27 protein-coding genes and 1 pseudogene are annotated in these 24,053 nt (G+C 71.4%); 12 read left to right on the top strand and 16 right to left on the bottom strand.

Annotated features, from left to right (window positions below):
- Nucleotides 1–23: 23 nt before the first annotated feature.
- The 3 genes from Q8A52_RS12825 to Q8A52_RS12815 form a co-directional block, all read right to left on the bottom strand.
- Nucleotides 24–215: a hypothetical protein gene (locus tag Q8A52_RS12825; protein ID WP_316751249.1), complete on the bottom strand. Its 192-nt coding sequence runs from the start codon at nucleotides 213–215 to the stop codon at nucleotides 24–26.
- A gap of 7 nt (nucleotides 216–222) precedes the next feature.
- Nucleotides 223–483, bottom strand: a complete 261-nt coding sequence (locus Q8A52_RS12820) for a DUF6191 domain-containing protein (protein ID WP_316751247.1) — start codon at nucleotides 481–483, stop codon at nucleotides 223–225.
- Between the two features lie 104 nt (nucleotides 484–587).
- Nucleotides 588–1,541, bottom strand: coding sequence for an ROK family protein (locus Q8A52_RS12815; protein WP_316751245.1), 954 nt, complete (start codon nucleotides 1,539–1,541; stop codon nucleotides 588–590).
- Between the two features lie 146 nt (nucleotides 1,542–1,687).
- Here Q8A52_RS12815 and Q8A52_RS12810 point away from each other — a divergent pair, with 146 nt between their 5' ends.
- Together Q8A52_RS12810 and Q8A52_RS12805 are read left to right on the top strand one after the other, a co-directional pair.
- The gene (locus tag Q8A52_RS12810; RefSeq protein ID WP_316751243.1) at nucleotides 1,688–2,794 is read left to right on the top strand and encodes a LacI family DNA-binding transcriptional regulator; all 1,107 of its coding nucleotides are present in this window, start codon (nucleotides 1,688–1,690) and stop codon (nucleotides 2,792–2,794) included.
- Between the two features lie 7 nt (nucleotides 2,795–2,801).
- The gene (locus Q8A52_RS12805) at nucleotides 2,802–3,590 is read left to right on the top strand and encodes a hypothetical protein (protein ID WP_316751241.1); all 789 of its coding nucleotides are present in this window, start codon (nucleotides 2,802–2,804) and stop codon (nucleotides 3,588–3,590) included.
- 24 nt (nucleotides 3,591–3,614) lie between these two features.
- On the opposite strand, the gene Q8A52_RS12800 is transcribed toward Q8A52_RS12805, so the two are convergent.
- Nucleotides 3,615–4,919, bottom strand: coding sequence for a DUF6986 family protein (locus tag Q8A52_RS12800; RefSeq protein ID WP_316751239.1), 1,305 nt, complete (start codon nucleotides 4,917–4,919; stop codon nucleotides 3,615–3,617).
- A gap of 194 nt (nucleotides 4,920–5,113) precedes the next feature.
- Here Q8A52_RS12800 and Q8A52_RS12795 point away from each other — a divergent pair, with 194 nt between their 5' ends.
- On the top strand, nucleotides 5,114–6,019 hold the full coding sequence (locus tag Q8A52_RS12795) for an endonuclease/exonuclease/phosphatase family protein (protein WP_316751237.1): 906 nt from the start codon (nucleotides 5,114–5,116) through the stop codon (nucleotides 6,017–6,019).
- A gap of 56 nt (nucleotides 6,020–6,075) precedes the next feature.
- Here Q8A52_RS12795 and Q8A52_RS12790 read toward each other — a convergent pair whose 3' ends face one another.
- The 4 genes from Q8A52_RS12790 to Q8A52_RS12775 form a co-directional block, all read right to left on the bottom strand.
- Nucleotides 6,076–7,038 carry an electron transfer flavoprotein subunit alpha/FixB family protein gene (locus tag Q8A52_RS12790; RefSeq protein ID WP_316751235.1) on the bottom strand — a complete coding sequence of 321 codons (963 nt, stop codon included), beginning with the start codon at nucleotides 7,036–7,038 and terminating at the stop codon, nucleotides 6,076–6,078.
- Nucleotides 7,039–7,090: 52 nt separating this feature from the next.
- The gene (locus Q8A52_RS12785) at nucleotides 7,091–7,879 is read right to left on the bottom strand and encodes an electron transfer flavoprotein subunit beta/FixA family protein (RefSeq protein WP_316751234.1); all 789 of its coding nucleotides are present in this window, start codon (nucleotides 7,877–7,879) and stop codon (nucleotides 7,091–7,093) included.
- 218 nt (nucleotides 7,880–8,097) lie between these two features.
- Nucleotides 8,098–8,607, bottom strand: coding sequence for a flavin reductase family protein (locus Q8A52_RS12780; RefSeq protein ID WP_316751232.1), 510 nt, complete (start codon nucleotides 8,605–8,607; stop codon nucleotides 8,098–8,100).
- Between the two features lie 208 nt (nucleotides 8,608–8,815).
- Entirely contained in the window at nucleotides 8,816–9,190 is a 375-nt protein-coding gene (locus Q8A52_RS12775; protein WP_316751230.1) for a thioredoxin family protein, read from the bottom strand.
- A gap of 265 nt (nucleotides 9,191–9,455) precedes the next feature.
- On the opposite strand from Q8A52_RS12775, the gene Q8A52_RS12770 reads away from it, so the two are divergent.
- Together Q8A52_RS12770 and Q8A52_RS12765 are read left to right on the top strand one after the other, a co-directional pair.
- Nucleotides 9,456–10,184: a lysophospholipid acyltransferase family protein gene (locus Q8A52_RS12770; RefSeq protein WP_316751228.1), complete on the top strand. Its 729-nt coding sequence runs from the start codon at nucleotides 9,456–9,458 to the stop codon at nucleotides 10,182–10,184.
- Between the two features lie 100 nt (nucleotides 10,185–10,284).
- Entirely contained in the window at nucleotides 10,285–10,686 is a 402-nt protein-coding gene (locus Q8A52_RS12765) for a hypothetical protein (RefSeq protein WP_316751226.1), read from the top strand.
- Nucleotides 10,687–11,100: 414 nt separating this feature from the next.
- Here Q8A52_RS12765 and Q8A52_RS12760 read toward each other — a convergent pair whose 3' ends face one another.
- The 5 genes from Q8A52_RS12760 to Q8A52_RS12740 form a co-directional block, all read right to left on the bottom strand.
- On the bottom strand, nucleotides 11,101–11,793 hold the full coding sequence (locus Q8A52_RS12760) for a B3/B4 domain-containing protein (protein WP_316751224.1): 693 nt from the start codon (nucleotides 11,791–11,793) through the stop codon (nucleotides 11,101–11,103).
- A 10-nt stretch (nucleotides 11,794–11,803) separates the two neighbouring features.
- Nucleotides 11,804–12,397: a transglutaminase family protein gene (locus Q8A52_RS12755; protein WP_316751221.1), complete on the bottom strand. Its 594-nt coding sequence runs from the start codon at nucleotides 12,395–12,397 to the stop codon at nucleotides 11,804–11,806.
- A gap of 69 nt (nucleotides 12,398–12,466) precedes the next feature.
- The gene (locus Q8A52_RS12750; RefSeq protein WP_316751220.1) at nucleotides 12,467–13,540 is read right to left on the bottom strand and encodes a threonine aldolase family protein; all 1,074 of its coding nucleotides are present in this window, start codon (nucleotides 13,538–13,540) and stop codon (nucleotides 12,467–12,469) included.
- Nucleotides 13,537–14,292, bottom strand: coding sequence for an SDR family NAD(P)-dependent oxidoreductase (locus Q8A52_RS12745; RefSeq protein ID WP_316751218.1), 756 nt, complete (start codon nucleotides 14,290–14,292; stop codon nucleotides 13,537–13,539). The genes Q8A52_RS12750 and Q8A52_RS12745 overlap by 4 nt, the downstream gene beginning before the upstream one ends.
- A 38-nt stretch (nucleotides 14,293–14,330) precedes the next feature.
- Nucleotides 14,331–15,728 carry a DUF6421 family protein gene (locus Q8A52_RS12740; RefSeq protein WP_316751216.1) on the bottom strand — a complete coding sequence of 466 codons (1,398 nt, stop codon included), beginning with the start codon at nucleotides 15,726–15,728 and terminating at the stop codon, nucleotides 14,331–14,333.
- A gap of 437 nt (nucleotides 15,729–16,165) precedes the next feature.
- Here Q8A52_RS12740 and Q8A52_RS12735 point away from each other — a divergent pair, with 437 nt between their 5' ends.
- Nucleotides 16,166–16,849: a glycerophosphodiester phosphodiesterase gene (locus Q8A52_RS12735; protein WP_316751214.1), complete on the top strand. Its 684-nt coding sequence runs from the start codon at nucleotides 16,166–16,168 to the stop codon at nucleotides 16,847–16,849.
- A gap of 3 nt (nucleotides 16,850–16,852) precedes the next feature.
- On the opposite strand, the gene Q8A52_RS12730 is transcribed toward Q8A52_RS12735, so the two are convergent.
- Complete coding sequence (locus Q8A52_RS12730; protein WP_316751212.1) at nucleotides 16,853–17,392, bottom strand: GNAT family N-acetyltransferase; 540 nt, start codon at nucleotides 17,390–17,392, stop codon at nucleotides 16,853–16,855.
- Nucleotides 17,393–17,463: 71 nt separating this feature from the next.
- Here Q8A52_RS12730 and Q8A52_RS12725 point away from each other — a divergent pair, with 71 nt between their 5' ends.
- Nucleotides 17,464–17,856 carry a VOC family protein gene (locus Q8A52_RS12725; protein ID WP_316751210.1) on the top strand — a complete coding sequence of 131 codons (393 nt, stop codon included), beginning with the start codon at nucleotides 17,464–17,466 and terminating at the stop codon, nucleotides 17,854–17,856.
- Nucleotides 17,857–17,923: 67 nt separating this feature from the next.
- Here the strand turns inward: Q8A52_RS12725 and Q8A52_RS12720 are convergent.
- Nucleotides 17,924–18,831: pseudogene (locus tag Q8A52_RS12720) on the bottom strand (N-acetyltransferase).
- A gap of 166 nt (nucleotides 18,832–18,997) precedes the next feature.
- Between Q8A52_RS12720 and Q8A52_RS12715 the strand changes: the two are divergent.
- On the top strand, nucleotides 18,998–19,762 hold the full coding sequence (locus tag Q8A52_RS12715) for a VOC family protein (RefSeq protein ID WP_316751209.1): 765 nt from the start codon (nucleotides 18,998–19,000) through the stop codon (nucleotides 19,760–19,762).
- A gap of 115 nt (nucleotides 19,763–19,877) precedes the next feature.
- On the opposite strand, the gene Q8A52_RS12710 is transcribed toward Q8A52_RS12715, so the two are convergent.
- Entirely contained in the window at nucleotides 19,878–20,426 is a 549-nt protein-coding gene (locus tag Q8A52_RS12710) for a MarR family winged helix-turn-helix transcriptional regulator (RefSeq protein WP_316751208.1), read from the bottom strand.
- A 403-nt stretch (nucleotides 20,427–20,829) separates the two neighbouring features.
- On the opposite strand from Q8A52_RS12710, the gene Q8A52_RS12700 reads away from it, so the two are divergent.
- From Q8A52_RS12700 to Q8A52_RS12685, 4 genes are all read left to right on the top strand, one after another.
- A complete protein-coding gene (locus Q8A52_RS12700; RefSeq protein WP_316751206.1) occupies nucleotides 20,830–21,381 on the top strand; it encodes a DUF5134 domain-containing protein in 552 nt (183 codons plus the stop codon).
- Nucleotides 21,382–21,479: 98 nt separating this feature from the next.
- Nucleotides 21,480–22,415 carry a M56 family metallopeptidase gene (locus Q8A52_RS12695; RefSeq protein WP_316751204.1) on the top strand — a complete coding sequence of 312 codons (936 nt, stop codon included), beginning with the start codon at nucleotides 21,480–21,482 and terminating at the stop codon, nucleotides 22,413–22,415.
- A gap of 57 nt (nucleotides 22,416–22,472) precedes the next feature.
- Nucleotides 22,473–23,156 carry a phosphatase PAP2 family protein gene (locus Q8A52_RS12690; protein ID WP_316751202.1) on the top strand — a complete coding sequence of 228 codons (684 nt, stop codon included), beginning with the start codon at nucleotides 22,473–22,475 and terminating at the stop codon, nucleotides 23,154–23,156.
- Between the two features lie 58 nt (nucleotides 23,157–23,214).
- Nucleotides 23,215–23,991 carry an HAD family hydrolase gene (locus Q8A52_RS12685; RefSeq protein ID WP_316751200.1) on the top strand — a complete coding sequence of 259 codons (777 nt, stop codon included), beginning with the start codon at nucleotides 23,215–23,217 and terminating at the stop codon, nucleotides 23,989–23,991.
- Nucleotides 23,992–24,053 lie beyond the last annotated feature (62 nt).

Below are 24,053 nucleotides of genomic sequence, written 5' to 3'. Positions count from 1 at the left end.
CCGCACAGCGCCTGTGTGTGTTTCTACTCCTGTCCCAGGGCGTTGTCGTCGACGGCGAGACTCTCCTGGCTGACGAGGTTGCCCACCGTGTCGACCGTGTCCGACACGTTCAGGTCACTGACGGCGTGGGTGTCCTCACCATGGGAGGGGGTGATCGCGGCCACGACGAACCCGGTGGCGAGGGAGGCGATGGCGAGCATGCTGCGCTTCTTCATGCCCCGTTCAACTACGCAGGCCGTCGGGAGTCACGCGGATCACCGCGGTTCCGCTCTCCAGGTCGATCGTCGGCCTGTGCGGGGGTGCTCCGTCCTCGTCGTCGTCCCGGAGCAGCAGTGCGGACTGCCGCTCCTTGAGCTCGTGCTGCTTGCCCGGCCACAACGCGCCGTGCAGCTGCTCGAATCCCGTGGCCGACACCTGACCGAGTCTGCCCCCGTTGCGCCACGGCAGCAGGCCGGTGCGCCCTCGGCCCCGTGGGCGAGTCACGGGGCCGGCGGCCGGCGGGAACGCGACGAACCCGAGCAGAGCCCGGTCTGTCGGCGGAAGCCAAACGTTCCTGCGTGCCCGGTCTCCCGCCACCGTGTCCGGCGTCAGACCCCGGCCGCCGTCGCGTCCGGCCGCCGGGCCAGCGCCGCGGCCGCCGCGCCCACCAGGCCCGCGTCCGTGCCCATCTGAGCCGGTGTCACCGTCAGGCGCTGCACGAAGGACAGGGTCGCGTAGTCGGCCAGGGCCTTGCGCAGCGGTGTGAACAGGACGTCGCCCGCCTTGCCCACGCCCCCGCCGATCACCGCGATGTCGATCTCGACGAGTGTCGCGGTGGCCGCGATTCCGGCGGCGAGCGCCTGCGCCGCACGCTCGAAGGAAGCCACGGCGACCGGGTCGCCGGCCCGGGCGGCGGCGGCCACCGCCGCGGCGGAGGTGTCGCCGTCCGCGCCGGGCCGCCAGCCGTCCTCCCGTGCGCGCCGGGCGATGTTGGGGCCGCTGGCGATGCGCTCGACGCAGCCCCGCGAGCCGCACGGGCACGGATCGCCGTCGAGGTCGACACTGATGTGGCCGATGTGGCCCGCGTTGCCGGTGGGTCCGGGATGCAGCCGGCCGTTCAGGACCAGGCCGCCGCCGACGCCGGTCGAGACCACCATGCACAGCGCGTTGTCGTGACCGCGGGCGGCGCCCTGCCAGTGCTCGGCGGCCGTGATCGCCACGCCGTCGCCGATCAGCTCGACCGGCAGGCCGCCGGTGGCCGCACGCACCCGCTGCACGAGCGGGAAGTCCCGCCAGCCGGGCACGTTCACCGGACTCACGGTGCCCGCCGAGGCGTCCACCGGTCCCGCGCTGCCGATGCCGATGGAGCCCGCCCGTCCCCATAGGGGCGAGTCGGTGAGCTCTGCGAACACCTCCTCCACGGCCCGCATGACGGTTTCGCCGTCCTCCTTGGCGGGCGTCGCGCGCTGCGCGCGCACCTGGATCCGTCCGTGGCCGTCCACCAGCGCGCCGGCAATCTTGGTGCCGCCGATGTCGAGCGCCGCCACGAGGTCGGTGTGCATCAGAGTCAGATCTCCCCGTCAACCGTGAGCAAGGCAGGCCGGTCAAGCGATGGGGGCGCAGGCCGGTGATTGCGATGGACAGTGTCTCCCGCATCTGACAACGTTGTCCAGGCTCTATGCTCGACGCCACATCCTCATACAAACCCATGGACCGACGCATCCCCGTGGACGACAGGACAGGACACCGCATCGTGCCCGAGACCACCCGCCGCGCCGCCGGCCTCCCCGACCGCCACTCCGGGACCCGGTACGGCAACCGTCCGACCATGAAGGACGTCGCCGCGCGAGCCGGAGTCGGGCTGAAAACGGTGTCGCGCGTGGTCAACGGTGAGCCCGGCGTCACCCCGGACACCGAGCGCCGGGTCCAGGAGGCCATCGAAGCGCTCGGCTTCCGCCGCAACGACAGCGCGAGGGTGCTGCGCAAGGGCCGTACCGCGAGCATCGGGCTGGTGCTGGAGGACCTCGCCGACCCCTTCTACGGCCCGCTCAGCCGCGCGGTCGAGGAGGTGGCCCGCGCCCACGGGGCGCTGCTGATCAACGGTTCCAGCGCCGAGGACCCCGACCGCGAGCAGGAGTTGGCGCTGGCGCTGTGCGCTCGGCGGGTGGACGGACTGGTGATCATCCCTGCCGGGGACGACCACCGCTATCTGGAGCCGGAGATCAAGGCGGGCGTGGCGACCGTGTTCGTGGACCGCCCGGCCGGGAAGATCGACGCCGATGTGGTCCTGTCCGACAACTACGGCGGCGCCCGCGCCGGTGTCGCCCATCTGATCGCCCACGGCCACCGCCGGATCGGGTTCATCGGCGACATGCCCCGCATTCACACGGCGGCCGAGCGTCTGCGCGGCTACCGGGCGGCCATGGAGGACGCGGGGATACCTGTCGAGGACACCTGGATGTCCCTCGGTGCCACAAACCCGGAGCGGGTGCGCCGGGCCGCGGAGGAGATGCTCTGCGGCCCCGCTCCGGTCACCGCGGTGTTCGCGGGCAACAACCGGGTGACGGTCACCGTCATCCGCGTCCTCGCCGAGCAGTCCCGCCGGGTCGCCTTCGTCGGCTTCGACGACATCGAGCTCGCCGACCTGCTCCAGCCGGGCGTCACGGTGATCGCCCAGGACTCGGCCGCCCTCGGCCGCACCGCCGCCGAGCGCCTCTTCCGCCAGCTGGACGGGACGCTCGTCACCCCGGAGCGCATCGAGCTGCCGACGCGGCTGATCACCCGCGGCTCGGGCGAGCTGCCGCCGGCGGACTGAGCCGCGGATGACGGGCCGCACCCTGGAGGAACTGGGCCTCGCGCGGGCGCCGCGCGACCATCCGCTGACGTATCCGGGCGCCTGGCCGGAGGACTCCGGGCTCCTGCACGGTGACCGGATACTGCCGCTCGACCGCCTGGTGCACGAGGACCGGGTGCCGGTTCTCTCGGTCGGCTCCAACGCCTGCGCCGCTCAACTGCGCCACAAGATGGCCGAGTCCGGGATCACCACTCCCGTCCCGATGGTGCGGACCCGGGTCACGGGACTCGGCGTCGGCGTCTCCGCGCACGTCAGCCGTCTGGGATATGTCTCCGCCTCGCCCGTCGCATCACCGCAATGTGCACGCGAGTTGTTCGTCATCTGGCTCGACGCCCGGCAGCTGACCGTGATCGACGCCAGCGAGGGCGTACCCCTGCGGGACGGCAACTACGACCGCGCCTGGCTGCCCTCGCCGGACGTACGGATCGAGCTGTCCGACGGCGGAACGCTCCCCGGCGCGTACGCGTACGTCAACCGGCGCGGCGTCCTGCGCAACGGCTCCGGCGCGCCCCGCGCCCACCCGGGGCAGCGGCCGCTGCTCACCGAACTCCTGGCCGGGTCGGCCCCGTTGCGAGAGCTGTTCGGGGGCACGCCGGAGGACTTCTGCGCCCGGGCACGCGCCGACGCCGCACTGTGCCTACGGGGCACGAGGCTCTTCGCCGAGCACAAGTGGGTGACGGCGTCCGGGCTCGAACGGTACGTCCGGCCCGGGCACAGCAGAAGCCTGCGGCGGCCCTGGCCCGCCGCAAAGGACTGACTCACACGGACTGGCTGCGGTCCGCTACTTGGCGGAGGCCGTCAGATCACCCCGGCGCGGCGACGCGAAGCCTTCCAGGTCGGCCCGGGTCAGACCGGTCAGCCTGGCCACCTCGGCGATGTCGAGCGCACCGCAGTCCAGACCGCGCAGCAGATAGCCGCTGAGGGCCTTGGCCGTGGCGGGCTCGTCCATGACGTCGCCGCCGGTCCGGTTGGCGTAGCGGGCGAGACGGGCGGCCGCCTGCTCGAAGCCCTCGCGGTAGAAGGCGAAGACGGCCGCGTACCGGGTGGGGATGTGGCCGGGGTGCATGTCCCAGCCCTGGTAGTACGCCCGTGCCAGGGCTCGCCGGGTGAGGCCGTAGTGCAGCCGCCAGGCGGCGTGGACCTTCTCGGTCGGGCCGACCGGCAGCACATTGGTCGAGCCGTCCGAGACCCGTACGCCCGTGCCCGCCGCCGCGACCTGCATGATCGCCTTGGCGTGGTCGGCGGCCGGGTGGTCGCCGGCCTGGTAGGCGGCGGAGACCCCGAGGCAGGCGCTGTAGTCGAAGGTGCCGTAGTGCAGACCGGTGGCACGGCCCTCGGCGGCCTGGATCATCCGGGCCACGGTGGCGGTGCCGTCGGTGGCGAGGATGGACTGGCTGGTCTCGATCTGGATCTCGAAGCCGATCCTGCCGGGCTCGAGGCCGCGCGCCTTCTCGAAGGCCTCCAGAAGCCGGACCATGGCGGTGACCTGCTCGGCGTAGGTCACCTTCGGCAGGGTGAGGGCCAGTCCGCCGGGCAGTCCGCCCGCCTCCAGCAGACCGGTGAGGAAGATGTCGAGGGTGCGGATGCCCCGGTCGCGCACCGCGGCCTCCATGCACTTCATGCGGATGCCCATGTACGGGGCCGCCGTGCCGTTCTCGTACGCCTGCGCGATCAGCCGGGCCGCGCGGGCGGCCGCCTCGTCCTCCTCCGCGTCCGGGCGGGGGCCGTAGCCGTCCTCGAAGTCGACCCGCAGGTCCTCGATCGGTTCACGCTCCAGCTTGGCGCGAACGCGGGAGTACACCGGCTCGGCGAGCTCGTCGGTGAGGCCGAGGACGGCGGCGAAGGAAGCGGCGTTCGGGGCGTGTTCGTCCAGGGCGGCGAGCGCCTGTCCGCCCCAGGAGCGGATGGTGTCGGCGGCGAAGACGTCACCGGGGACGTACACGGTGTGGACGGGCTGGCGGGTGCCGGGGTCTCCGGGATAGCGGCGCTCCAGCTCGGCGTCGACCGGCGCGAGGGAGGCACTGATCTCCTCGCTGACAGCGCCCGCGAGGCTTGTCGCCACCTTCTCCTGCTGGCCCTGGCCCATCCCACACCCTCCATATTTCCGCTCTACGGAATCAACAATCCGTAGAATGAAGTTATCCGGGGATGTTCGGGATGGTCAACACCACGTCCAGGGAGTGCCACTCCACCATCTCGCCATGTTCACGCCCAACTCATCCCGCGGTGTCACACTTTCGTCCGCTCGAGTCACCCGGCCGTTCCACCGAAGGAGCCCGTGTGCCGAACCACAGCCGAGTCACGCGCCGCCTGGGCCTCAAGGTCGCGCTGGCCGCAGCCGTCACCGTCCCCCTCTCCAGTACAGCACTGTCCGCCTCGTCCGCCTCGGCCGAGGAACACCGGGCCCACCGCCTGGGGATCATGTCCTTCAACCTGCGCTTCGCGAGCACCGCCGAACCCAACAGCTGGACCGTGCGCAGGCCGGTGATGCGCGAACTCCTGCGCCGCGAGCAGCCCCACGTCATCGGCACCCAGGAAGGCCTCTACCAGCAACTGCGCGACATCGACGCCGACCTCGGACCGCAGTACGACTGGATCGGGACCGGCCGCGAGGGCGGCAGCCGCGACGAGTCCGCGGCGATCTTCTACGACACCCGGCGCCTGTCCCCGGCCGAGCACTACACCTTCTGGCTCTCCGACACCCCGGAGGTGATCCGCTCGAACACCTGGGGCGCCGCGTTCCCCCGCATCGTCACCTGGATCCGGTTCCGCGACCTGCGCGACGGCGGGCGGGAGTTCTACGTCCTCAACACCCACTTCGACCACGCGAGCCAGTACGCGCGCGAACGCAGCGCCGCCCTCATGGCCCAGCGCATCACCGCTCTCGACCGCCGCCTGCCGATCATGGTGACCGGGGACTTCAACGTCGCCGCACACAAGAACCCGGTCTACGACACGATGCTGGGCGCCGGTCTGGTCGACAGCTGGGACACCGCCGCCGAACGCAGCGCGCTGTACGGCACCTTCCACGGCTACAAACCGCTCACCCCGAACGGTGACCGCATCGACTGGATCCTGGCCCCTGCGGGCGCCACGGTCCAGAGGGCCTCCATCGACACCTTCTCCAGGAGCGGCCAGTTCCCGAGCGACCACCTGCCCGTGCAGGCGTGGCTGACCCTGGGATGAGCCGAGGCCCCCGTGACCGGCGCGCGGTCACGGGGGCCTCGTACGCCCGGAGGTGATCAGCCCTTGCGGGTCTTGATCTCCTCGGTCAGCTGCGGGACGACGTCGAACAGGTCGCCGACGACGCCGTAGTCGACCAGGTCGAAGATCGGGGCCTCGGGGTCCTTGTTGACGGCCACGATCGTCTTGGAGGTCTGCATACCGGCACGGTGCTGGATCGCGCCGGAGATGCCGTTGGCGATGTACAGCTGCGGCGAGACCGACTTGCCGGTCTGGCCGACCTGGTTGGTGTACGGGTACCAGCCGGCGTCCACCGCGGCACGCGAGGCGCCGACGGCCGCGCCGAGGGAGTCGGCGAGGGCCTCGATGATCGAGAAGTTCTCGGCACCGTTGACGCCACGGCCGCCGGAGACCACGATCGCGGCCTCGGTCAGCTCCGGGCGGCCGGTCGACTCACGCGGCGTGCGGGCGGTGACCTTGGTGCCGGTCGCCTTCTCGGAGAACGAGACGGACAGGGCCTCGACCGCACCGGCGGCCGGGGCGGCCTCGACGGCGGCCGAGTTCGGCTTGACCGTGATGACCGGGGTGCCCTTGATGACACGGGACTTGGTGGTGAAGGACGCGGCGAACACCGACTGGGTGGCCACCGGGCCCTCGTCGCCGGCCTCGAGGTCGACGGCGTCGGTGATGATGCCGGAACCGATGCGCAGCGCCAGACGGGCGGCGATCTCCTTGCCCTCCGCGGAGGACGAGACCAGCACGGCGGCCGGGGAGACGGCCTCGTAGGCGGCCTGGAGGGCGTCCACCTTCGGGACGACCAGGTAGTCGGCGTACTCGGACGCCTCGTGGGTGAGGACCTTCACGGCGCCGTGCTCGGCGAGCGTGGCGGCGGTGTCGGCGGCGCCGTTGCCCAGCGCGACGGCGACGGGCTCGCCGACGCGGCGGGCGAGGGTCAGCAGCTCCAGGGTGGGCTTGCGGACGGCACCGTCCAGGTGGTCGACGTAGACGAGGACTTCAGCCATGGGATTGCTCTCCTGCGTACGAAAGTTGAGGGGCGGTCAGCGGGGGCGAGCCCTAGATGAACTTCTGGCTCGCGAGGAACTCAGCGAGCTGCTTGCCGCCCTCGCCCTCGTCCTTGACGATCGTGCCGGCCGTGCGGGCCGGACGCGCGGCCGCGGTCTCGACCTTGGTCCAGGCGCCGTCGAGACCGACCTCCTCGGCCTCGATGTCCAGGTCGGACAGGTCCCAGGACTCCACCGGCTTCTTCTTGGCGGCCATGATGCCCTTGAAGGAGGGGTAGCGCGCCTCACCCGACTGGTCGGTGACGGACACGACGGCCGGGAGCTGCGCCTCGAGCTGCTCGGAGGCGGCGTCGCCGTCACGGCGGCCCTTGACCGTGCCGTCCTCGACGGAGACCTCGGACAGCAGGGTGACCTGCGGGACGCCCAGACGCTCGGCCAGCAGGGCGGGGACCACACCGGCGGTGCCGTCGGTGGAGGCCATGCCGGAGATCACCAGGTCGAAGCCGGCCTTCTCGATGGCCTTGGCCAGCACCAGGGAGGTGCCGATGGCGTCCGTGCCGTGCAGGTCGTCGTCCTCGACGTGGACGGCCTTGTCGGCGCCCATCGAAAGCGCCTTGCGCAGCGCGTCCTTGGCGCCCTCCGGGCCGACCGTCAGGACCGTGACCTCGACGTCGTCGTCGGAGTTCTCGGCGATCTGCAGCGCCTGCTCGACCGCATACTCGTCCAGCTCGGAGAGCAGACCGTCCACGTCGTCACGATCGACGGTCAGGTCATCGGCGAAGTGCCGGTCGCCAGTGGCGTCGGGCACGTACTTCACAGTGACAACGATCCTCAAGCTCACGCCGGCTCTCCTACTGCATCGTCATTTCTGGGCTGCCTCTTGCAGGCAGCATAGGCGCCTGAAGCGGCCGATCCCGGTCGGGGCGGCCGCGCGCTCCGAACGAAATATTACTCGCCAGTACACCCAGTTCATTCCCGCTAAGCAAGCGCTTTGAACTGTGACCTTCGCAACGCAGCGTAACCGGAATCCGACTGCTCCGCAGGCCGGGCGGGCAGTGATCAATCGCGCAGACCGTTGAACCGGCCCTGGTGGTACAGGAGCGGCCGGCCCGTGCCCGCGGGGTCGCCGAGGACGACCTCGGCGAGCACGATGCGGTGGTCCCCGGCCGGCACGCGGCCCACGATCCGGCAGACCAGCCACACCAGGACGTCGTCGAGCACGGGCACGCCCTCGGGTCCCTCACGCCAGGCGGTGGGCGCGCCAAAGCGGTCGGCGCCGCTGCGGGCGAAGGTGGCGGCCAGCTCGCTCTGGTGCTCACCGAGTACATGGACGCCGACGTGGTCGGCCGTCGATATGGCGGGCCAACTGGAGGCGCCGGTGCCGATGCCGAACGAGAGCAGCGGCGGGTCGGCCGAGACGGAGGTGAGGGAAGTGGCGGTGAAGCCGACCGGTCCCCCGGCACCGCGGGCTGTGATCACCGCGACACCGGCGGCATGCCGCCGGAAGGCGGAGCGCAGCAGATCGGGGGAGGCGAGCTGGGGAGAGCGGAGATCGGGCGTTGCCGTCATGGAGTTGTCCTTCTGCGAAAGGGGGCGAGCGGATCCGTTGCTGCTCAACAGCCCGGACAGCGCGCGCTCGCGGTACGGGCGAGGTCGACGTGGACCCGCCCGACGAGAAGGATTTCCGTTGCCATGGGGTCAGGCTGACGATAGGTGGCGCGCACAGTCAAGTACGTTCCGGGATATGGGAGGTGCCTCACCGTCATCCGCACGGCCGTCAGACCGCCTCTCCCAGCGCCGCTATCACATCGGCCTTGCGGGGCTGTCCGACGGCACGCCGCACCACCCGTCCGTCGCCGTCGAGCACCAGCACGGTGGGTGTCCTGAGGATCTCCCATGCGCGTACGAGGTCCAGATGGGCCTCGGCGTCGATCTCGACGTGCGTGACGCCGGGCACCATCCCGGCCACCTCGGCGAGGATGCGCCGGGTCGCCCGGCAGGGCGCGCAGAAGGCGCTTGAGAACTGCACGAGCGTGGCCCGCTGCCCGAGCTCGCCGCCCAACTCGGCGGCCCCGAACCGCTTCCCCTCGTCCCGCCCGCGCACCCGCACTCTCCCGCTCCGCCGAAGTCCGGTCCTCACCCGCACAAGCATTCATCAGCCTGCAATGATTCCCGCCTCCCCGACGAGTTCCCCGTGCCGCTCATCGGCGGGTCACGGTACGCGTGAGGCAATGGCGGTTTAAACAACCGAGGTGGATCGTAGGCCGACGTGACGAGGATCTCGCCGAACCGCGGCACCAGGACTGGCTACCCGCCCGTTCTTCGGGCACGATCTGCGAGACGCCGTAAACCTACGGCTGCGTAACTTCCCGCCGGGATCCCTTTCCCAGGCAGAGCAGAAAGGGTCCACCCCGCCCATGGCAGAGCTGGTCTACCGTCCCGTCGTCGGTCTCGCCCTGACGATGTTCAAGGCCTGGGACCTCAAGATCGACTGCAAGGGCTCGGAGAACATCCCGCGCTCGGGCGGCGCCGTGCTGGTGAGCAATCACATCAGCTACCTGGACTTCATCTTCAACGGCCTGGCGGCCCTCCCGCAAAAGCGTCTGGTGCGCTTCATGGCGAAGGAGTCGGTCTTCCGCCACAAGATCTCCGGTCCGCTGATGCGCGGGATGAAGCACATCCCGGTGGACCGCAAGCAGGGCGAGGCGGCATACGCGCACGCGCTGGACTCGCTGCGCTCCGGCGAGATCATCGGCGTCTTCCCGGAGGCCACGATCTCGCAGTCCTTCACCCTGAAGAGCTTCAAGTCGGGCGCCGCGCGCCTCGCCCAGGAGGCGGGCGTCCCGCTCGTCCCGATGGCGGTGTGGGGCACGCAGCGGCTGTGGACCAAGGGCCACCCGCGCAACTTCAAGCGCAGCCACACCCCCGTCACCATCCGCGTCGGCGAGGCGGTCGAGGCCTCCCGCGACCAGTACGCCGGCGCCATCACCCGCCGGCTGCGCGAGGCGGTCCAGGAGCTCCTGGAGGCCGCACAGCGCGCCTACCCCGCACGCCCCAAGGGCACGGAGGACTCCTGGTGGCTGCCGGCCCACCTGGGCGGTACGGCCCCGACGCAGGAGCAGCTGAAGGCCGCCGAGGCGCGCTGACACCCCGGCCGTGTCGCCGCGGCCCGGCCGGCAGGGTGCGCGGTCGTGACGGGCGAGCCGGCGGGCTCTCGTGTGCGGACCGCGGTACGGGGGCCGGACGATGCGGTGCTGGATCAAGGTGACGGTGGCGGCTGCGGCCGTGCTCGCGGGTGGGCGGGTGGATCGCCGCCCCGTGGACTGGTGGCTGGTGCGCACCGCCTGCGACGGGGCACCGCCCGCCGGTGCGGTACGTCAACTGGCCTCGCCCGGTTACCACTTCACGCAAACCAGGACCAGGTACCACGCGGGACTCGGCGACTACGGCTGCACGGTCCGCTACGAGGGCGACAGCGTCAAGTCCACCCTGGTGCTGGAGATGGATGCCCACACCCGCCGTGACGACCAGGACAGCGAGAACCTGAGCGCCTTCCCGGAGACCGGGTTCGCTCCCGTGCGGTCGATGCCGGAGAGGCTGCCCGGTTTCATCGAAAAGTTCGGCGCGCTCCCCTTCCTACTGCCCTGACCCGAGCGGGGCAGGGACGCCCAGGCAGGCAGCGCAAGCTGCTGGTCCGCACCGAGCTCGGCCGCGAGACGGCACGGGCGACACCCGCCGCCTTCGAGACGGCCGTGGCCCTCGTCAACGCCGCCTCGGACCGGCTCGGCCGCGATGCGAAGCCGCTCACCGTCCCGGACGAGGGCCGGCGGCACCGCCGTGGCCGTGGCGACCAGGGCCAGGCCCACGGCCGAAGTGCGCGGCCGGTGCCTCTTCAGGACGGCGAACCTTCCTGCGGGGCCGGCCACGGCATGGGGGTCGTCCGCCGAGCCGGCCTCCTCACGCCCGGCGCCTGTCCCACCGGTGCTCCCGCTGACCGCTCCGTCGTCCACCGCTCCCTCGTCCCTCATGGCACGGAGGTCAGCGATCGCGCCCGCGCGCTGGTCAGGCGGGGGCGTGCAGCGTGATCCGTGCGCCGGGGCTGAACTTCTCGAGCAGTTCGGCGAGTTCGGCGGCGGCCGCCTCGGCCTCGCCGACCGGCAGGGGCGCGAGGGCCTCCAGCAGGAAGATGCCGGAGGTCGTCGGCTCGGTGAGCCGGGTGCGCGGGCCCTGGCGCCAGTTCCAGCGGCGGCAGGTCACGCCGGTGTCGTCGCACCAGACCACTTCGCCCGCGTCGGGATGCTCGAGGACCTCCTCACCCCCGGCGACGGTCACGAAGTTCTCGTCGCCCGTGGCCCGCACGAGACGCATCGCGCCCTCGATGTGGTCGATGTCCTCACCGCCGACCGGGATGAGATAGGCCACGCTGATGGCGTTGTAGAGGTCGACCAGGAGATTGACGCGCGGCAGCCCGGCGTCCGACAGCGCCCGCTTGGCCAGCGCCTCGGCCGAATTGCGGGTGCGGGAGGGCTTCGAACCGAACGCCGTGTACACCTCGCGCCAGGCCACCATGTGCGGGTCCTCGTGCGGGGCGCGGCCGTCGAGGCGTGCGGCCAGGCGGCGGGCCGCGTCGTCGAGGAGCGCGGAACTCGCCTCGGTGCTGGGCCCGTTGACCAGGCCGTGCGCCTCGATCGCGACATGCGTGAAGCCGGGCGCCAGGCCGCGCACCTCGTCGGACACGGTGAGCGTGAGAGTCATCTGCCTCGCCTCAGAGTGCGGTGGGAAGCGTCTTCCACAGATACGGCCGGTCGGGCGCCGCCTTCAGGGCGCTGAGCACAACCGGATGAGGTTCAGCGTACAAGACCGGATAGTCCACCTCATTGGACTCCGGGTCGGGCACCCAGGCCAGCCGCTCCCCGTCGAGCGAGAACCGCGCGTCGACCCCCGGCTTGTTGCCGCGCGGATCCTGCCGGTGCCAGGCGCCATGGAACCGTACGGCGATCAGCCCGTGCACGGCATGACCGGCACCGCCGTCGTTCGCCAGCCGTTGGTAGCAGAGCGCGGCGGGAATGTCCTCGGCCCGCAGCAGCGCGGCCAGCGCATGCGCCTTCGCGTAACAGATGCCGGTGCGCCGCGCGAGGACGTCGGAGGCGCGCCAGGTGACCCGGAGGTCGCCGGAGTCCTGTGAGTGCGGGATCGTGTCGCGCACGAACTCGTAAGCGGCCCGCGCATAGGCATACGAGTCGGGAACGCCCTCGGCGAGCCGGGCGGCCGTCGCGCGCACCACCGGATGGTCATGGTCGATGACCTCATCGGCGGCCAGATAAGCGGAAAGGTCGGGGGTGTTCTGGATCAGCTCCATGCCCGCAGAGCATAGGAATGCGATCACCTGACAGTCAATGACTTTTCAGGTGACCGCATATCTATGCACTCACTGGCGCGCCATCTCCTCCTTGAGTGCCGCCACGAACGTGTCCACGTCGTCCTCGGTCGTGTCGAAGGAGCACATCCAGCGCACGACTCCCGCGGCCTCGTCCCAGAAGTAGAACCGGAACCGCTTCTGCAGCCGCTCGCTCACGTCGTGCGGGAGCTGGGCGAAGACGCCGTTGGCCTGCACCGGGTAGAGGATCTCCACCCCGTGCACCGCGCGCACGCCCTCCGCGAGGCGCTGGGCCATCTCATTGGCGTGGCGGGCGTTGCGCAGCCACAGGTCCTTGGCGAGCAGGGCCTCCAGCTGCACCGACACGAAGCGCATCTTGGAGGCGAGCTGCATGGACAGCTTGCGCAGATGCTTCATGTGGCTGACGGCGTCCTGGTTGATGACCACGACCGCCTCGCCGAACACGGCACCGTTCTTCGTCCCGCCCAGGGACAGGATGTCGACGCCGACCGCATTGGTGAAGGTCCGCATGGGGACGTTCAGGGAGGCGGCCGCGTTGGCTATCCGGGAGCCGTCCAGATGCACCTTCATGCCGTGCGCATGGGCGTGCTCGCAGATCGCGCGGATCTCGTCGGGCGTGTAGAGGGTGCCGAGCTCCGTGCTCTGGGTGATCGAGACGACCTGCGGCATCGCCCGGTGCTCGTCCTCCCAGCCGTACGCCTGCCGGTCGATCAGCTCGGGCGTGAGCTTGCCGTCCGGTGTGGGCACGGTGAGCAGCTTGAGGCCGCCCATGCGCTCGGGGGCGCCGCCCTCGTCGACGTTGATGTGCGCGCTCTCGGCGCAGATCACCGCGCCCCAGCGGTCGGTGACCGCCTGGAGCGCGACGACGTTCGCGCCGGTGCCGTTGAAGACCGGAAAGGCCTGCGCGGTGGAGCCGAAGTGGCTGCGGACGATCCGCTGGAGGTTCTCGGTGTAGTCGTCCTCACCGTAGGCGACCTGATGGCCGCCGTTGGCCAGCGTCAGGGCGGCGAGCACCTCCGGGTGCGCCCCGGCGTAGTTGTCACTGGCGAAACCGCGGACCTCCGGGTCGTGATGGCGACGCGCGTCGGTCTTGGGAGGGTTCACGGCTTCTCGGTCAGCCACAGACGGTTTCCGTTCAATTCCGCGGCGGACTTGCTCCAGACGCCTTCGATGGCCTCGGCCAGGTCCTTGACGTCCGTGAAGCCCGCGAACTTCGCGTTGGGGCGCTCGGCGCGCATCGCGTCGTGCACCAACGCCTTCACCACCAGGATCGCAGCTGCCGACGTCGGACCCTCGGCGCCCTCCGAGATACCCGCCTTGCGGAAGTAGTCGGCCATGGCCAGCGTCCACGCCTCGGCCGCCGCCTTGGCCGCGGAGTACGCGGCGTTGCCCGCGGTCGGCTTGCTCGCACCCGCCGCGCTGATCAGGACGTACCGCCCCCGCTCGCTGCGCTGCAGCGCCTCGTGGAAGGCGAGGGAGGTGTGCTGCACGGTCTTGACGAGCAGCAGCTCCAGGAAGTCCCAGTCGTCGAGGCTGGTCTTGGTGAAGGTCTCGCTGCCGCGCCAGCCGCCGACGAGGTGGACCAGGCCGTCGACACGGCCGAAGTCCTTCTCGATGTGGGCGGCCCAGTCACGGGTGGACTGCAGGTCGAGCAGGTCCACGGTGTCGCCGGTGACGGTGGCGCCGCCGGACGCGTAGCGGGCCGCGTCCACGGCCTCCGACAGCCGCTCGGCGTCGTTGTCGGCACCGACGACGGTCGCGCCCGCCTCGGCCAGCCGCAGCAGAGTCGCCCGGCCGGCGGGACCGCCCGCGCCGGCCACCGCGATCACCGCACCGCTGAGAGCCCCGTTCCCCATTTTTCTCGCCTCCGTAGCAGTGTTCTGGGCGCGGTCGCTCACGCGGCGACCCGCTCGGCGCTGTCCGCCGTGATGCCCCTGGTGGAGGCGATCACGTTCTTCAGCTTCTTCGACAGTGCCTCAAAGAACATGCTCAGCGGAAACTCGTCGGGAAGCACGTCATCCACGAGCTTGCGCGGCGGCAGGGTCAGGTCCAGGGCGTCGGGGCCCTTGGCCCACTTGGAGCCCGGGTGCGGGGCGAGGTAGGTGGAGACCAGCTCGTAGCCGGCGAACCAGTGCACCAGCTTCGGGCGGTCGATGCCGTCCCGGTACAGCTTCTCGATCTCGGCGCACAGCTGGTTGGTGACCTGCGGAGCGCGCTGCCAGTCGATGGTGAGCTTGTTGTCGGTCCACCGGACGACGTCGTGCCTGTGCAGGTAGGCGAAGAGCAGCTGACCGCCGAGGCCGTCGTAGTTGCGGTTGCGGTCGCCGGTGAGCGGGAAGCGGAACATGCGGTCGAAGAGGACCGCGTACTGCACGTCACGGGCCTGCGGGACGCCGTCCGCGTCCAGCTTCACGGCCTCCTTGAAGGCGGTGAGGTCGCAGCGCAGCTCCTCCAGGCCGTACATCCAGAACGGCTGGCGCTGCTTGATCATGAACGGGTCGAACGGCAGGTCGCCGCGGCTGTGGGTGCGGTCGTGGACCATGTCCCACAGCACGAAGGCCTCTTCGCAGCGCTTCTGGTCGTGGACCATGGCGGCGATGTCCTCGGGCAGCTCGAGGCCCAGGATGTCCACGGCGGCGTCGGTGACACGGCGGAAGCGGGCGGCCTCCCGGTCGCAGAAGATGCCACCCCAGGTGAAACGTTCCGGCACCTCACGGACGGCTATGGTCTCGGGGAAGAGGACGGCGGAGTTGGTGTCGTAGCCCGCCGTGAAGTCCTCGAACTTGATGCCGCAGAACAGCGGGTTGTCGTAGCGGGTCCGCTCCAGCTCGGCCAGCCACTCGGGCCAGACCATGCGCAGGACGACCGCCTCCAGGTTGCGGTCCGGGTTGCCGTTCTGCGTGTACATGGGGAAGACGACCAGGTGCTGGAGGCCGTCCGCGCGGCCCGCGGCGGGGTGGAAGGCCAGCAGCGAGTCGAGGAAGTCGGGCACCTCGAAGCCGCCGTCGGCCCAGCGCCGGAGGTCCTTGACGAGCGCCTCGTGGTAGTCGGCGTCGTGCGGGAGCAGCGGGGACAGCTCCTCGACGGCCTCCACGGCACGGCGCACGGCCTGCTCGGCGTCCGCGAGGTCCGGGGCGCCCTCGGCGTCGAAATCGATCGATCCGTCCTTGGACTGCCATGGCCGGATCTGCTCCACGGCATCCTTGAGCACGGGCCACGAAGGGTGCTCAACAACCCTGGTCGCGGGAGGAACCTGCTCCTCCGTACCCACCTGCACAAGAATTTCCGTCATGACCCATCCTCCACGCGAGAACCTAACGGGGGACACCGTATGCGTACGAGGTTTCTCTCAGCAAGAGAGGTCGCGGGAAAATATTCTGCGGACCCGCATGGTCACCGCTCTTTTTCCTGTCGCAAACCGTGACGACGCTCACTTTCGATATCAACGACCGGTGGCTCGCGGTCCGGTGGCCGACGGCAGGGCACCGCTCGGATCCAGCCAGTCAATGCACGGGAGACTCGCCCACGCCCGGGTGACCGTCGGCGCGGGCACGGGCCAGGCGCCAGGCCGGTACGCCCCACCCGTCACGCCAATCCCCGCGTGTACGCGCGGGTTCATCGGCAGACCCGGCCATTAGGCTGCGACTCTGCCGTGTGGACACCGACGTCCGCGATGCCCGTCCCGTCCGCGCGTGCGCCGAGCCGCCGTCGACGGAAGCGAGTTGAACCTTGAACTTCCTTACCATCGGTCACCGCGGAGTCATGGGCGTCGAGCCCGAGAACACCCTCCGTTCCTTCGTCGCCGCCCAGCAGGCCGGCCTCGACCTCATCGAACTCGATCTGCACCTGAGCAAGGACGGCGCCCTGGTCGTCATGCACGACGCGGAGGTGGACCGCACGACCGACGGCACCGGCCCGATCGCCGAGAAGACCCTCGCCGAGCTGCGTGCCCTGGACGCGGGCCGCGGCGAGCGCGTCCCGGTCTTCGAGGAGGTCCTGGACGCGGTGAAGGCGCCGCTGCAGGCCGAGATCAAGGACGTGGCGGCGGCGCGGGCGCTCGCCGAGGTGATGCACAAGCGGGACCTGGTCTCCCGGGTGGAGGTGTCCTCGTTCCACGACGAGGCGATCGCCGAGATCGCCCGCCTGGTGCCGGGCGTGCGCACCGCGCTCATCGCCGGCCGGTACGGCACCGACGTGGTGGCGCGTGCCACCGAGGCCGGCGCCGCGACCGTCTGCCTGAACATCCGGCGCCTGACCCTGGAGGTCGTGGAGCACGCCCGCAAGGCGGACCTCAGGATCATCGGCTGGGTGGTGAACACGCAGGACCACCTGCGACTGGTACGGGCCCTGCAGCTGGACGGCGCGACCACGGACTACCCGGAGATCAAGCGCACCGGCCGTTTCACGGCGTAACGGCTATGCGAGCTCCTTGACCAGCAGCTCGAACTGCAGGTCGGCGCGCTGCGGAATGCCGAAGCGCTCGTCGCCGTACGGGAACGGGGTCATCCGGCCCGTGCGGCGGTAGCCGCGGCGCTCGTACCAGGCGATCAGATCGTTGCGTACGGAGATCACCGTCATGTGCATCTCGGTGGCACCCCAGCTCTCGCGGGCCAGCCGCTCCGCCTCCGCGATGACCAGCTTGCCCAGGCCCGCGCCCTGCAGCGTGGGGCTGACCGCGAACATGCCGAAGTAGGCGTGGTCACCGCGGTGCTGGAGCTGGCAGCAGGCGACGACGCGGCCGTCCTGCTCGACCGTCAGCAGCCTGCTGTCGGGCGACTTGATCACCTGGAGCACGCCCTCGGGGTCGGTCCGCTGCCCCTCGAGGATGTCCGCCTCCGTGGTCCACCCGACCCGGCTGGCGTCTCCCCGGTACGCCGATTCGATCAGCGCGACCAGTGCGTCCACGTCGGCGTCGGTGGCGTCGCGGAAGGTGGGCGCGGTGGCGGCGGTTTCCATGGGGCGGGTCTCCGAATCTGTGGCGCGGCACGGCAGGGACGAGACTAGCGCTGCCGCTAGGCTCCCGGTGCATGGTGCACGTACTCAGCAGCCGGACGCTCCTGCGCCCGACCGACCCCGAGCGGTCCCGGGCCTTCTACGGCGGGCAACTGGGCCTGGCCGTCTACCGCGAGTTCGGCACGGGCCCCGAACGCGGCACCGTCTACTTCCTCGGCGGCGGCTTCCTGGAGCTCTCCGGGCGCTCACGGACTCCACCGCCCCCGGCCGTGCGCCTGTGGCTCCAGGTCCCGGACGTGCCGGCGGCGCACGCGGAGCTGCTGACCAAGGGCGTGGAGATCGTCCGCCCACCGGTGCAGGAGCCGTGGGGCCTGATCGAAATGTGGATCGCGGACCCCGACGGCACCCCGATCGTCCTGGTGGAGGTCCCGGGCGACCATCCACTGCGGTACCGCCCGGGTATCTAGGCCCGGGCCGGCGGACGGACATCCGGGCCCGGGTCCGCACGGACGGCGGTTCGTCCTGCGCAGCCGCTCAGTGCGGGACGTGGGTCCAGGCTCGGTCCGTTGTCGTCAGTTCGTGGAACCCCGCCTTGAGCAGGGTGTCGATCCCGGCCCGGTCGTCGGCGAGTTCGTAGGCGAGGAGGCGGTCCACGCCGCACAGTCGGAGCCAGTCGGCGGCATGGGCGAGGAGGCGGTGCTCCCAGTCCTCCCCGTGGCGGCCGGGGCCGATGCGGAGGTTGCCGATGTCGGCCAGGCCCGCGGCGCGGGTGTGGCGTTCGGGGCGGGCCGGGGTGGTGTCCACCTCGATGAAGCCGACGGGGGATCCCGCCGCGTGCGCGGTGAAACGCGTGCCGCACTCCCCCAGGGTGCGCTCGACCGTGACGCCTGGGCGCGGTTCGGGCCGGGGCAGGTCGGCGAGCCGGGCGAGCAGGATCATCTCCGTCGTGCCGGTGTGCCGGAATCCGGCGCGTTCGTAGACGGCCCGGACATGCGGCCAGTTCCGGGGCAGCCCGTGGACGGCGGGGGCGGGCAGGTCGCCGGAGGCGTGGCGGGCGCGGACGCTCCAGCGGGCGAGCCGGGCCAGACAGGCGCTCATGAGCAGGTCGGCGGCCGCCTCGGTGTCCGGCCGGTAGGAGGCCGCCGGATGCCACAGGAACCAGCCGATCTCGCCCGCGTCCCGGTAGTCCGGGCCCACCTCGGCGTCGGCGCGGTAGCGCAGCAGGTGCGCCGCGGCGACGAGGTGCGGCGCTGCTCGGCGACCAGGGTGACGCGCTCGCTCACCCACGGGTCGGTGAGGAACTCGTCCGGCCGCCGCTCCAGGCTGCTGAGCACGGTGTTCACGGAGACGGAGACGCCGGGGACCACGGCGGCCACATGGGCGTTCACCAGGTCCGTGAGCTGGTCGCGGTCGTCGCGGTGGAAGGGGCGTACCTCGGGCATGCGTGACCTCCGGTCGGGAACCGTCGTGGGAGGCCGCCATGCGATGCGGTACGGGGACGAGCGTACGTCCGTGCCGGGGTGCCGCGCGAGGGGTTTCCCGATGGCCTCTGTCGGACGGCGGGACTAGCGTGCTGAGAGGGGATGGTTCCGTGCCGGGAGGAGTGCCATGAAGTTCGACAAGCCGGTGACCGGCGGGCCCTGCTGGACGGAGCTGGGGACGAACGACCTGGAGGGCGCCAAGCGGTTCTACACGGACCTGTTCGGCTGGCGTCCGGAGACGGATCCGCGCCAGGAGGCGGGGGGTTACACGGTCGCGCACATGGGCGACGCGGCGGTAGCCGCCCTCACCCCGCTGTACCAGGAGTCCCAACCGGTCGCGTGGAACGTGTCGTTCGCGGTGGCGGACGCGGACACTGCGGCGCGGCAGGTCGAGGAGGCGGGCGGGACCGTGGTCCTCGGCCCGATGGACGTCTTCGACGTCGGCCGCTTCGCCGTGGCCCTGGATCCGACGGGCGCGGCCTTCCAGCTGTGGCAGGCTCGCGCGTTCCCGGGTGCCGGGCTGTTCAACGCGCCCGGTTCGCTGGGCTGGGTCGAGCTCGCGACGCGCGACACCGACCGGGCGCGGGACTTCTACACCACGGTCTTCGGATGGACCGTCAACGCCTCGCAGTGGTACACGCAGTGGGGCATCGGCGGCGAGGACTTCGGCGGGATGGCGGACATGGGCGACCGTTTCCCGCCCGAGGTGCCGCCGCACTGGATGCCGTACTTCGCGGTCGCGGACGTGGACGGAACGGCGCAGGTGGCGGTCGCGGCGGGCGGTTCGGTCCTGATGGAGCCGATGTCGATGGGAAACGTCCGGCGCATCGGGGTGCTGCGGGATCCGCAGGGGGCGGCCTTCGGTGTGTACGCGGAGGGCGACCAGGGCTGACCCCGTCAGGCCGGCGGTGTCGCCGTGACCCGGTCGACGACCGGGGCGTACGCCGAGCGCCGGCCGTGGGTCTCACCTCCGGTCTGCCGAATGGTGCCGTGCCTCGGGGCGGTTCTCAGGCGCGCAACGCGCCGATCCGGCCCTCGAGGCGGCTCAGCAACTCGGCCAGCAGGCCTGCCAGTTGTCCCTGTCCCTGGGGGGCGAGCACCGACAGTACGGCCGCCTCGTAGGACAGTTGCTCGGGGAGGATGCCGTCGACGAGTTCGCGGCCGTTGTCGGTGAGGCGGACGTGGGCGACGCGGCGGTCGCGGGTGTCCCCACGGCGTTCGACGAGGCCGCGCTCGGTCAGGTGCTTGATGCGCTTGGTGACGGCGGCGCCCGAGGAGAAGGTCTCCCGGGCCAGCTCACTGGGCGTCAGTTCGTGGCCGGTGCGGCGCAGCGCGCCGAGCAGGTCGAACTCGGGCCGGCTGAGACCGGCGCGGCGCAGCGGGGCGTCCTCGGCCTGCTGCAGGAGGGCGGCGCAGCGGTTGATGCGTCCGATGATCTCCATGGGCCCGGTGTCCAGCTCGGGGTGGACGGCCTGCCACTGCTGAACGACCACGGCGACGGTGTCCCCCCTCGCCGCGTCGTTGCCGGCCGCCGGTCGTCCGTTCGTCGCCGTCATGGCCGTACGTCCTCCGTTGTCGTTGTCGACTTCGCAGTCTTCGTAGCCTTCGTACCGGCCCGGGACTGCAGCCCCGTGCGTCGTACCGTCGCGGCGAGCGTACGGTGTCCGGCTTGCTCGACGAGCACGACCCGCTCCTGGGCGGGGCACGTTGCCACCACTCGCCGGACGCGGCGTCGGCCGGGGCGCGCGGTTCGGCCACGCCGGCTTGAACCAGATGCCGGAGGGCCGGGCGAGGCGCGGCACACCGCCGAGAGGAAGACGGAGAGGGGCGACCACCCTTCGTCACCTGCTGTGCTCCGCCGAGTGCTCCCCGTGTACATCTTTGCGCTTGCGTGCGCGCCGCATGTCGCGGGCATCGCCCTCATCGACGGATCGTGAAGCGCAAAGCGGGGAGGTGCGCGTGCACGGACCGGCTTCGCCCGGCTGGCTGCTGGTCGCGCTGTGTGCGGCGACCGGCGCCTACTGTCTGCTGCGGATGCGCAGCAGCGTCGAGGAGCAGCGGCACGCCGCGGGCGGCGAGGCGCTGATGGGATTCGGCATGGCCGCCATGGCGGTGCCGGCAGCGGTGTTCACCCCGCCGTCGTGGACGTGGCCGCTGTACGCGGTGGTGTTCGGCGCGGCCGCGCTGCGCGCCCTGTGGGCCGCACGTGACCACCCGCACCATCTGCACCACTTGGTGGGCACCGCGGCGATGGTCTACATGGCGGTCGTGATGGCCGACTCCCCCGAACCTCGTCACCACGCGCACGGCGGCACGGGAGTGCCCGTGGTGACGGGGTTGTTGCTCGTCTACTTCACCGGCTACGTGCTGCTCTCCGGCGTCCGGCTGATCCCCGCCACGGTGGCGGGGTCCACCGGGGCGGTCGCCGGGTGGGGGGACCGGCCGGAGCTGGCCCGGGCGTGCCGGCTGTCGATGGGGATCGGCATGCTGGCGATGCTGCTCACGCTCTGACCGGCGCCGCGCGGTGCGTTCTGCGAAAGCGTTGCCTGCGTCACTTTGCCGCGGCCGACCGTACCCGCGGGCGGCCCGCCGCTCATAGGGTGCTGTCCATGATGGTCCCCGCGGCACTGCTGCTGCTCGGCGCCCTGACCGCCGTCGTCGCCCCCCGGCTGCTCGCCCGGGCCGACTGGCCGGACCGTGAACCGGTGGTCGCGCTGTGGGTGTGGCAGTGCGCCGTGGCGGCCGTACTGCTGTGCTGTGCGCTGTCGATGACCCTCAGCGCGGCAGCGGCCTGGCAGGCGGTGCGCGGGCATGTGTTCGCGTCGGCGCCGAGCGCTGTCGTGGACGCGTACGCCCTCGGCTCGACCGGTCCCTGGGCGGCGGCGACCGCGGTGGCGCTCGCCTGCGGTGGGCTGTGGAGCGCGGCGATGCTGGTCCGCGAGGTCGTACGGGCCGGGGCGCGGCGGCGTCGTCGGCGGGCCGATCTCCTGGTGCGGGCCCCGCTGTTGCCGGGCGAGGAGCCGGTGAGCGGACCGCTCGTCGTGCTGGAGGGAGAGCGGCCGGATGCCTGGTGGCTCCCCGGCGCCGCACCCCAACTCGTCATCACCACGGCCGCGTTGCGCCGCCTGAAGGGGCGGCAGCTGGACGCCGTACTCGCCCATGAGGAGGGTCACGCGCGGGCCCGGCACGACTGGCTGCTGCACTGCTCGGCCGCGCTGGCGGGCGGATTCCCGCAGGTCCCGGTGTTCGCCGCGTTCCGCGACGAGATGCACCGGCTGGTCGAACTGGCCGCCGACGACATGGCCTCCCGTCGCTTCGGCCGGCTGACCACGGCGCTGGCGCTGGTCGAACTCAACGAGGACCGGGGTGTGTTCGGCCCCTGCCCCACCCCGCAGGCCCATGTTCCGCAGCGGGTGCACCGGCTGCTCACTCCCCCGGACCGGCTGACCGCGATGCGCCGCCTGAAGCTGACGGCGGCAGCGGCGCTCGTGCCGGTGATCCCGGTGCTGGTGGCGCTCGTCCCCGGGCTGCGCGCGCTCGGCTGAGCCGCCGACGAACTTCGGGGTCGGCCTCCCGCCCCACGCGTCGGAGAAGATCGCGGCATGCACCGCCCGCCCCGCCCGGCCGTCCTCGCCACCGCCGCCCTGACCGTGCTGTCCGCAGCGCTGCTGACCCTGGTCGTGGTCGAGTGGCGCCCCCTGATGGCCTTGGACCGGCATATCGCCCGCACCACCCACCGCTGGGCGGTCGGCGAACACGACCTCACGCATTCCGTCCGCATCCTCACGGACTGGGTCCGGGACCCGCTGACCATGCGGCTGACGGCCGCGGCGGCCGCGCTCTGGCTGGTGTGGCGCCGCTCGGCATGGCGGACGGCGCTGTGGCCGGCCGTCGTCTGCGCGCTGGGCACGGTGGTGCAGCAGGCGCTGAAGGCGGCTGTCGGCCGCCCGCGCCCGGTCTGGCCGGACCCCGTCGACTCCGCCCCTTACGCGGCCTTCCCCTCGGGTCACGCGATGACCGCCACGGTGGTGTGCGGCCTGCTGCTGTGGCTGCTGCACCGCTTCGGCGCCGGGCGCGTCCTGTGGCGTACGGCTCTCACGGTGGCGGTGGTCTCCGTCGTCGGGGTCGGCCTGACCCGGGTGTGGCTCGGGGTGCACTGGGTCTCGGACGTGGTGGGCGGGTGGCTGCTGGGAGCGCTGGTGGTGGCCGTGGCGGTGGTGGCGTACGAGTGCCAGTGGGGTGACCGGCCGTCAAGTTCTGCCGCACTGCGCCGCCCGCTCCGCTGACCCGACGCGCACCGGACGGCGGCCATGCGCCGGACGGACCACCGGTAGGGTCCAGCGCATGGCTGCCGTCCTCTTCGATTTCTCCGGGACCCTCTTTCGCATCGAGTCCACCGAGTCCTGGCTGCGTGCCGTACTGACCGGGACGGCCCTCACTCTTTCGGAGCCGCAACTGACCGAAACGGCACGGGCGTTGGAGAGAGCGGGCGCGCTGCCTGGCGGGGCGTTCCCGGTCGAGGTGCCCGAGGACCTCGCCGAGGTGTGGGCGGTGCGCGACGAGAGCGCCGAACTGCACCGGGCCGCGTACACGGGCCTGTCCCGCCGGGTCCCTCTCCCCGACCCCACGCTGCACGACGCGCTGTACGAGCGGCACATGTCCCCCGCCGCATGGTCGCCGTACCCAGACGCCGCCGAAGTGCTCCGCATCCTGCGCGAGCGCGGGATCGGGGTCGGCATCGTCAGCAACATCGGCTGGGACCTGCGCCCGGTGTTCCACGAGCACGGCCTCGACACGTACGTGGACGCTTACGTCCTGTCGTACGAACACGGCGTCCAGAAGCCGGACCCGCGGCTGTTCTCCGCCGCCTGCGAGGCACTCGGTGCCGATCCACGGGACGTGCTGATGGTCGGCGACAGCCGCTCCGCGGACGGCGGCGCGACCGCGCTGGGCTGCCGGGTGCACTTCGTGGACCACCTGCCGGTGACCGAGCGGCCGGACGCGCTGCTGCCGGTGCTGGACCTGATGGGCCGACCCGCCCCCCGTTCACCGTCGTACACAGGAAAAAGCCGCCCGCCTGAGACGATCCCCCGCGTCGCCCCAGACGGACGGCAGCCCTGAACGGACCCGCGCAGAAGCCGGGCCCGATGCGTTGAGTATAGTTGGCTGGCAGCCAGTCAACG

Source organism: Streptomyces herbicida, from assembly GCF_032656585.1.
GTDB classification, from domain to species: domain Bacteria; phylum Actinomycetota; class Actinomycetes; order Streptomycetales; family Streptomycetaceae; genus Streptomyces; species Streptomyces herbicida.
This window is presented reverse-complemented; position numbering and strand designations above follow the sequence as displayed.

Coding starts and splice junctions, on each gene's coding strand:
- Q8A52_RS12825 (WP_316751249.1), bottom strand. CDS start 215: ATGAAGAAGCGCAGCATGCTCGCCATCGCCTCCCTCGCCACCGGGTTC.
- Q8A52_RS12815 (WP_316751245.1), bottom strand. CDS start 1,541: ATGCACACCGACCTCGTGGCGGCGCTCGACATCGGCGGCACCAAGATT.
- Q8A52_RS12810 (WP_316751243.1), top strand. CDS start 1,688: ATGGACCGACGCATCCCCGTGGACGACAGGACAGGACACCGCATCGTG.
- Q8A52_RS12805 (WP_316751241.1), top strand. CDS start 2,802: ATGACGGGCCGCACCCTGGAGGAACTGGGCCTCGCGCGGGCGCCGCGC.
- Q8A52_RS12800 (WP_316751239.1), bottom strand. CDS start 4,919: ATGGGCCAGGGCCAGCAGGAGAAGGTGGCGACAAGCCTCGCGGGCGCT.
- Q8A52_RS12790 (WP_316751235.1), bottom strand. CDS start 7,038: ATGGCTGAAGTCCTCGTCTACGTCGACCACCTGGACGGTGCCGTCCGC.
- Q8A52_RS12780 (WP_316751232.1), bottom strand. CDS start 8,607: ATGACGGCAACGCCCGATCTCCGCTCTCCCCAGCTCGCCTCCCCCGAT.
- Q8A52_RS12775 (WP_316751230.1), bottom strand. CDS start 9,190: ATGCTTGTGCGGGTGAGGACCGGACTTCGGCGGAGCGGGAGAGTGCGG.
- Q8A52_RS12770 (WP_316751228.1), top strand. CDS start 9,456: ATGGCAGAGCTGGTCTACCGTCCCGTCGTCGGTCTCGCCCTGACGATG.
- Q8A52_RS12765 (WP_316751226.1), top strand. CDS start 10,285: ATGCGGTGCTGGATCAAGGTGACGGTGGCGGCTGCGGCCGTGCTCGCG.
- Q8A52_RS12760 (WP_316751224.1), bottom strand. CDS start 11,793: ATGACTCTCACGCTCACCGTGTCCGACGAGGTGCGCGGCCTGGCGCCC.
- Q8A52_RS12755 (WP_316751221.1), bottom strand. CDS start 12,397: ATGGAGCTGATCCAGAACACCCCCGACCTTTCCGCTTATCTGGCCGCC.
- Q8A52_RS12745 (WP_316751218.1), bottom strand. CDS start 14,292: ATGGGGAACGGGGCTCTCAGCGGTGCGGTGATCGCGGTGGCCGGCGCG.
- Q8A52_RS12740 (WP_316751216.1), bottom strand. CDS start 15,728: ATGACGGAAATTCTTGTGCAGGTGGGTACGGAGGAGCAGGTTCCTCCC.
- Q8A52_RS12730 (WP_316751212.1), bottom strand. CDS start 17,392: ATGGAAACCGCCGCCACCGCGCCCACCTTCCGCGACGCCACCGACGCC.
- Q8A52_RS12725 (WP_316751210.1), top strand. CDS start 17,464: ATGGTGCACGTACTCAGCAGCCGGACGCTCCTGCGCCCGACCGACCCC.
- Q8A52_RS12715 (WP_316751209.1), top strand. CDS start 18,998: ATGAAGTTCGACAAGCCGGTGACCGGCGGGCCCTGCTGGACGGAGCTG.
- Q8A52_RS12710 (WP_316751208.1), bottom strand. CDS start 20,426: ATGACGGCGACGAACGGACGACCGGCGGCCGGCAACGACGCGGCGAGG.
- Q8A52_RS12695 (WP_316751204.1), top strand. CDS start 21,480: ATGATGGTCCCCGCGGCACTGCTGCTGCTCGGCGCCCTGACCGCCGTC.
- Q8A52_RS12690 (WP_316751202.1), top strand. CDS start 22,473: ATGCACCGCCCGCCCCGCCCGGCCGTCCTCGCCACCGCCGCCCTGACC.
- Q8A52_RS12685 (WP_316751200.1), top strand. CDS start 23,215: ATGGCTGCCGTCCTCTTCGATTTCTCCGGGACCCTCTTTCGCATCGAG.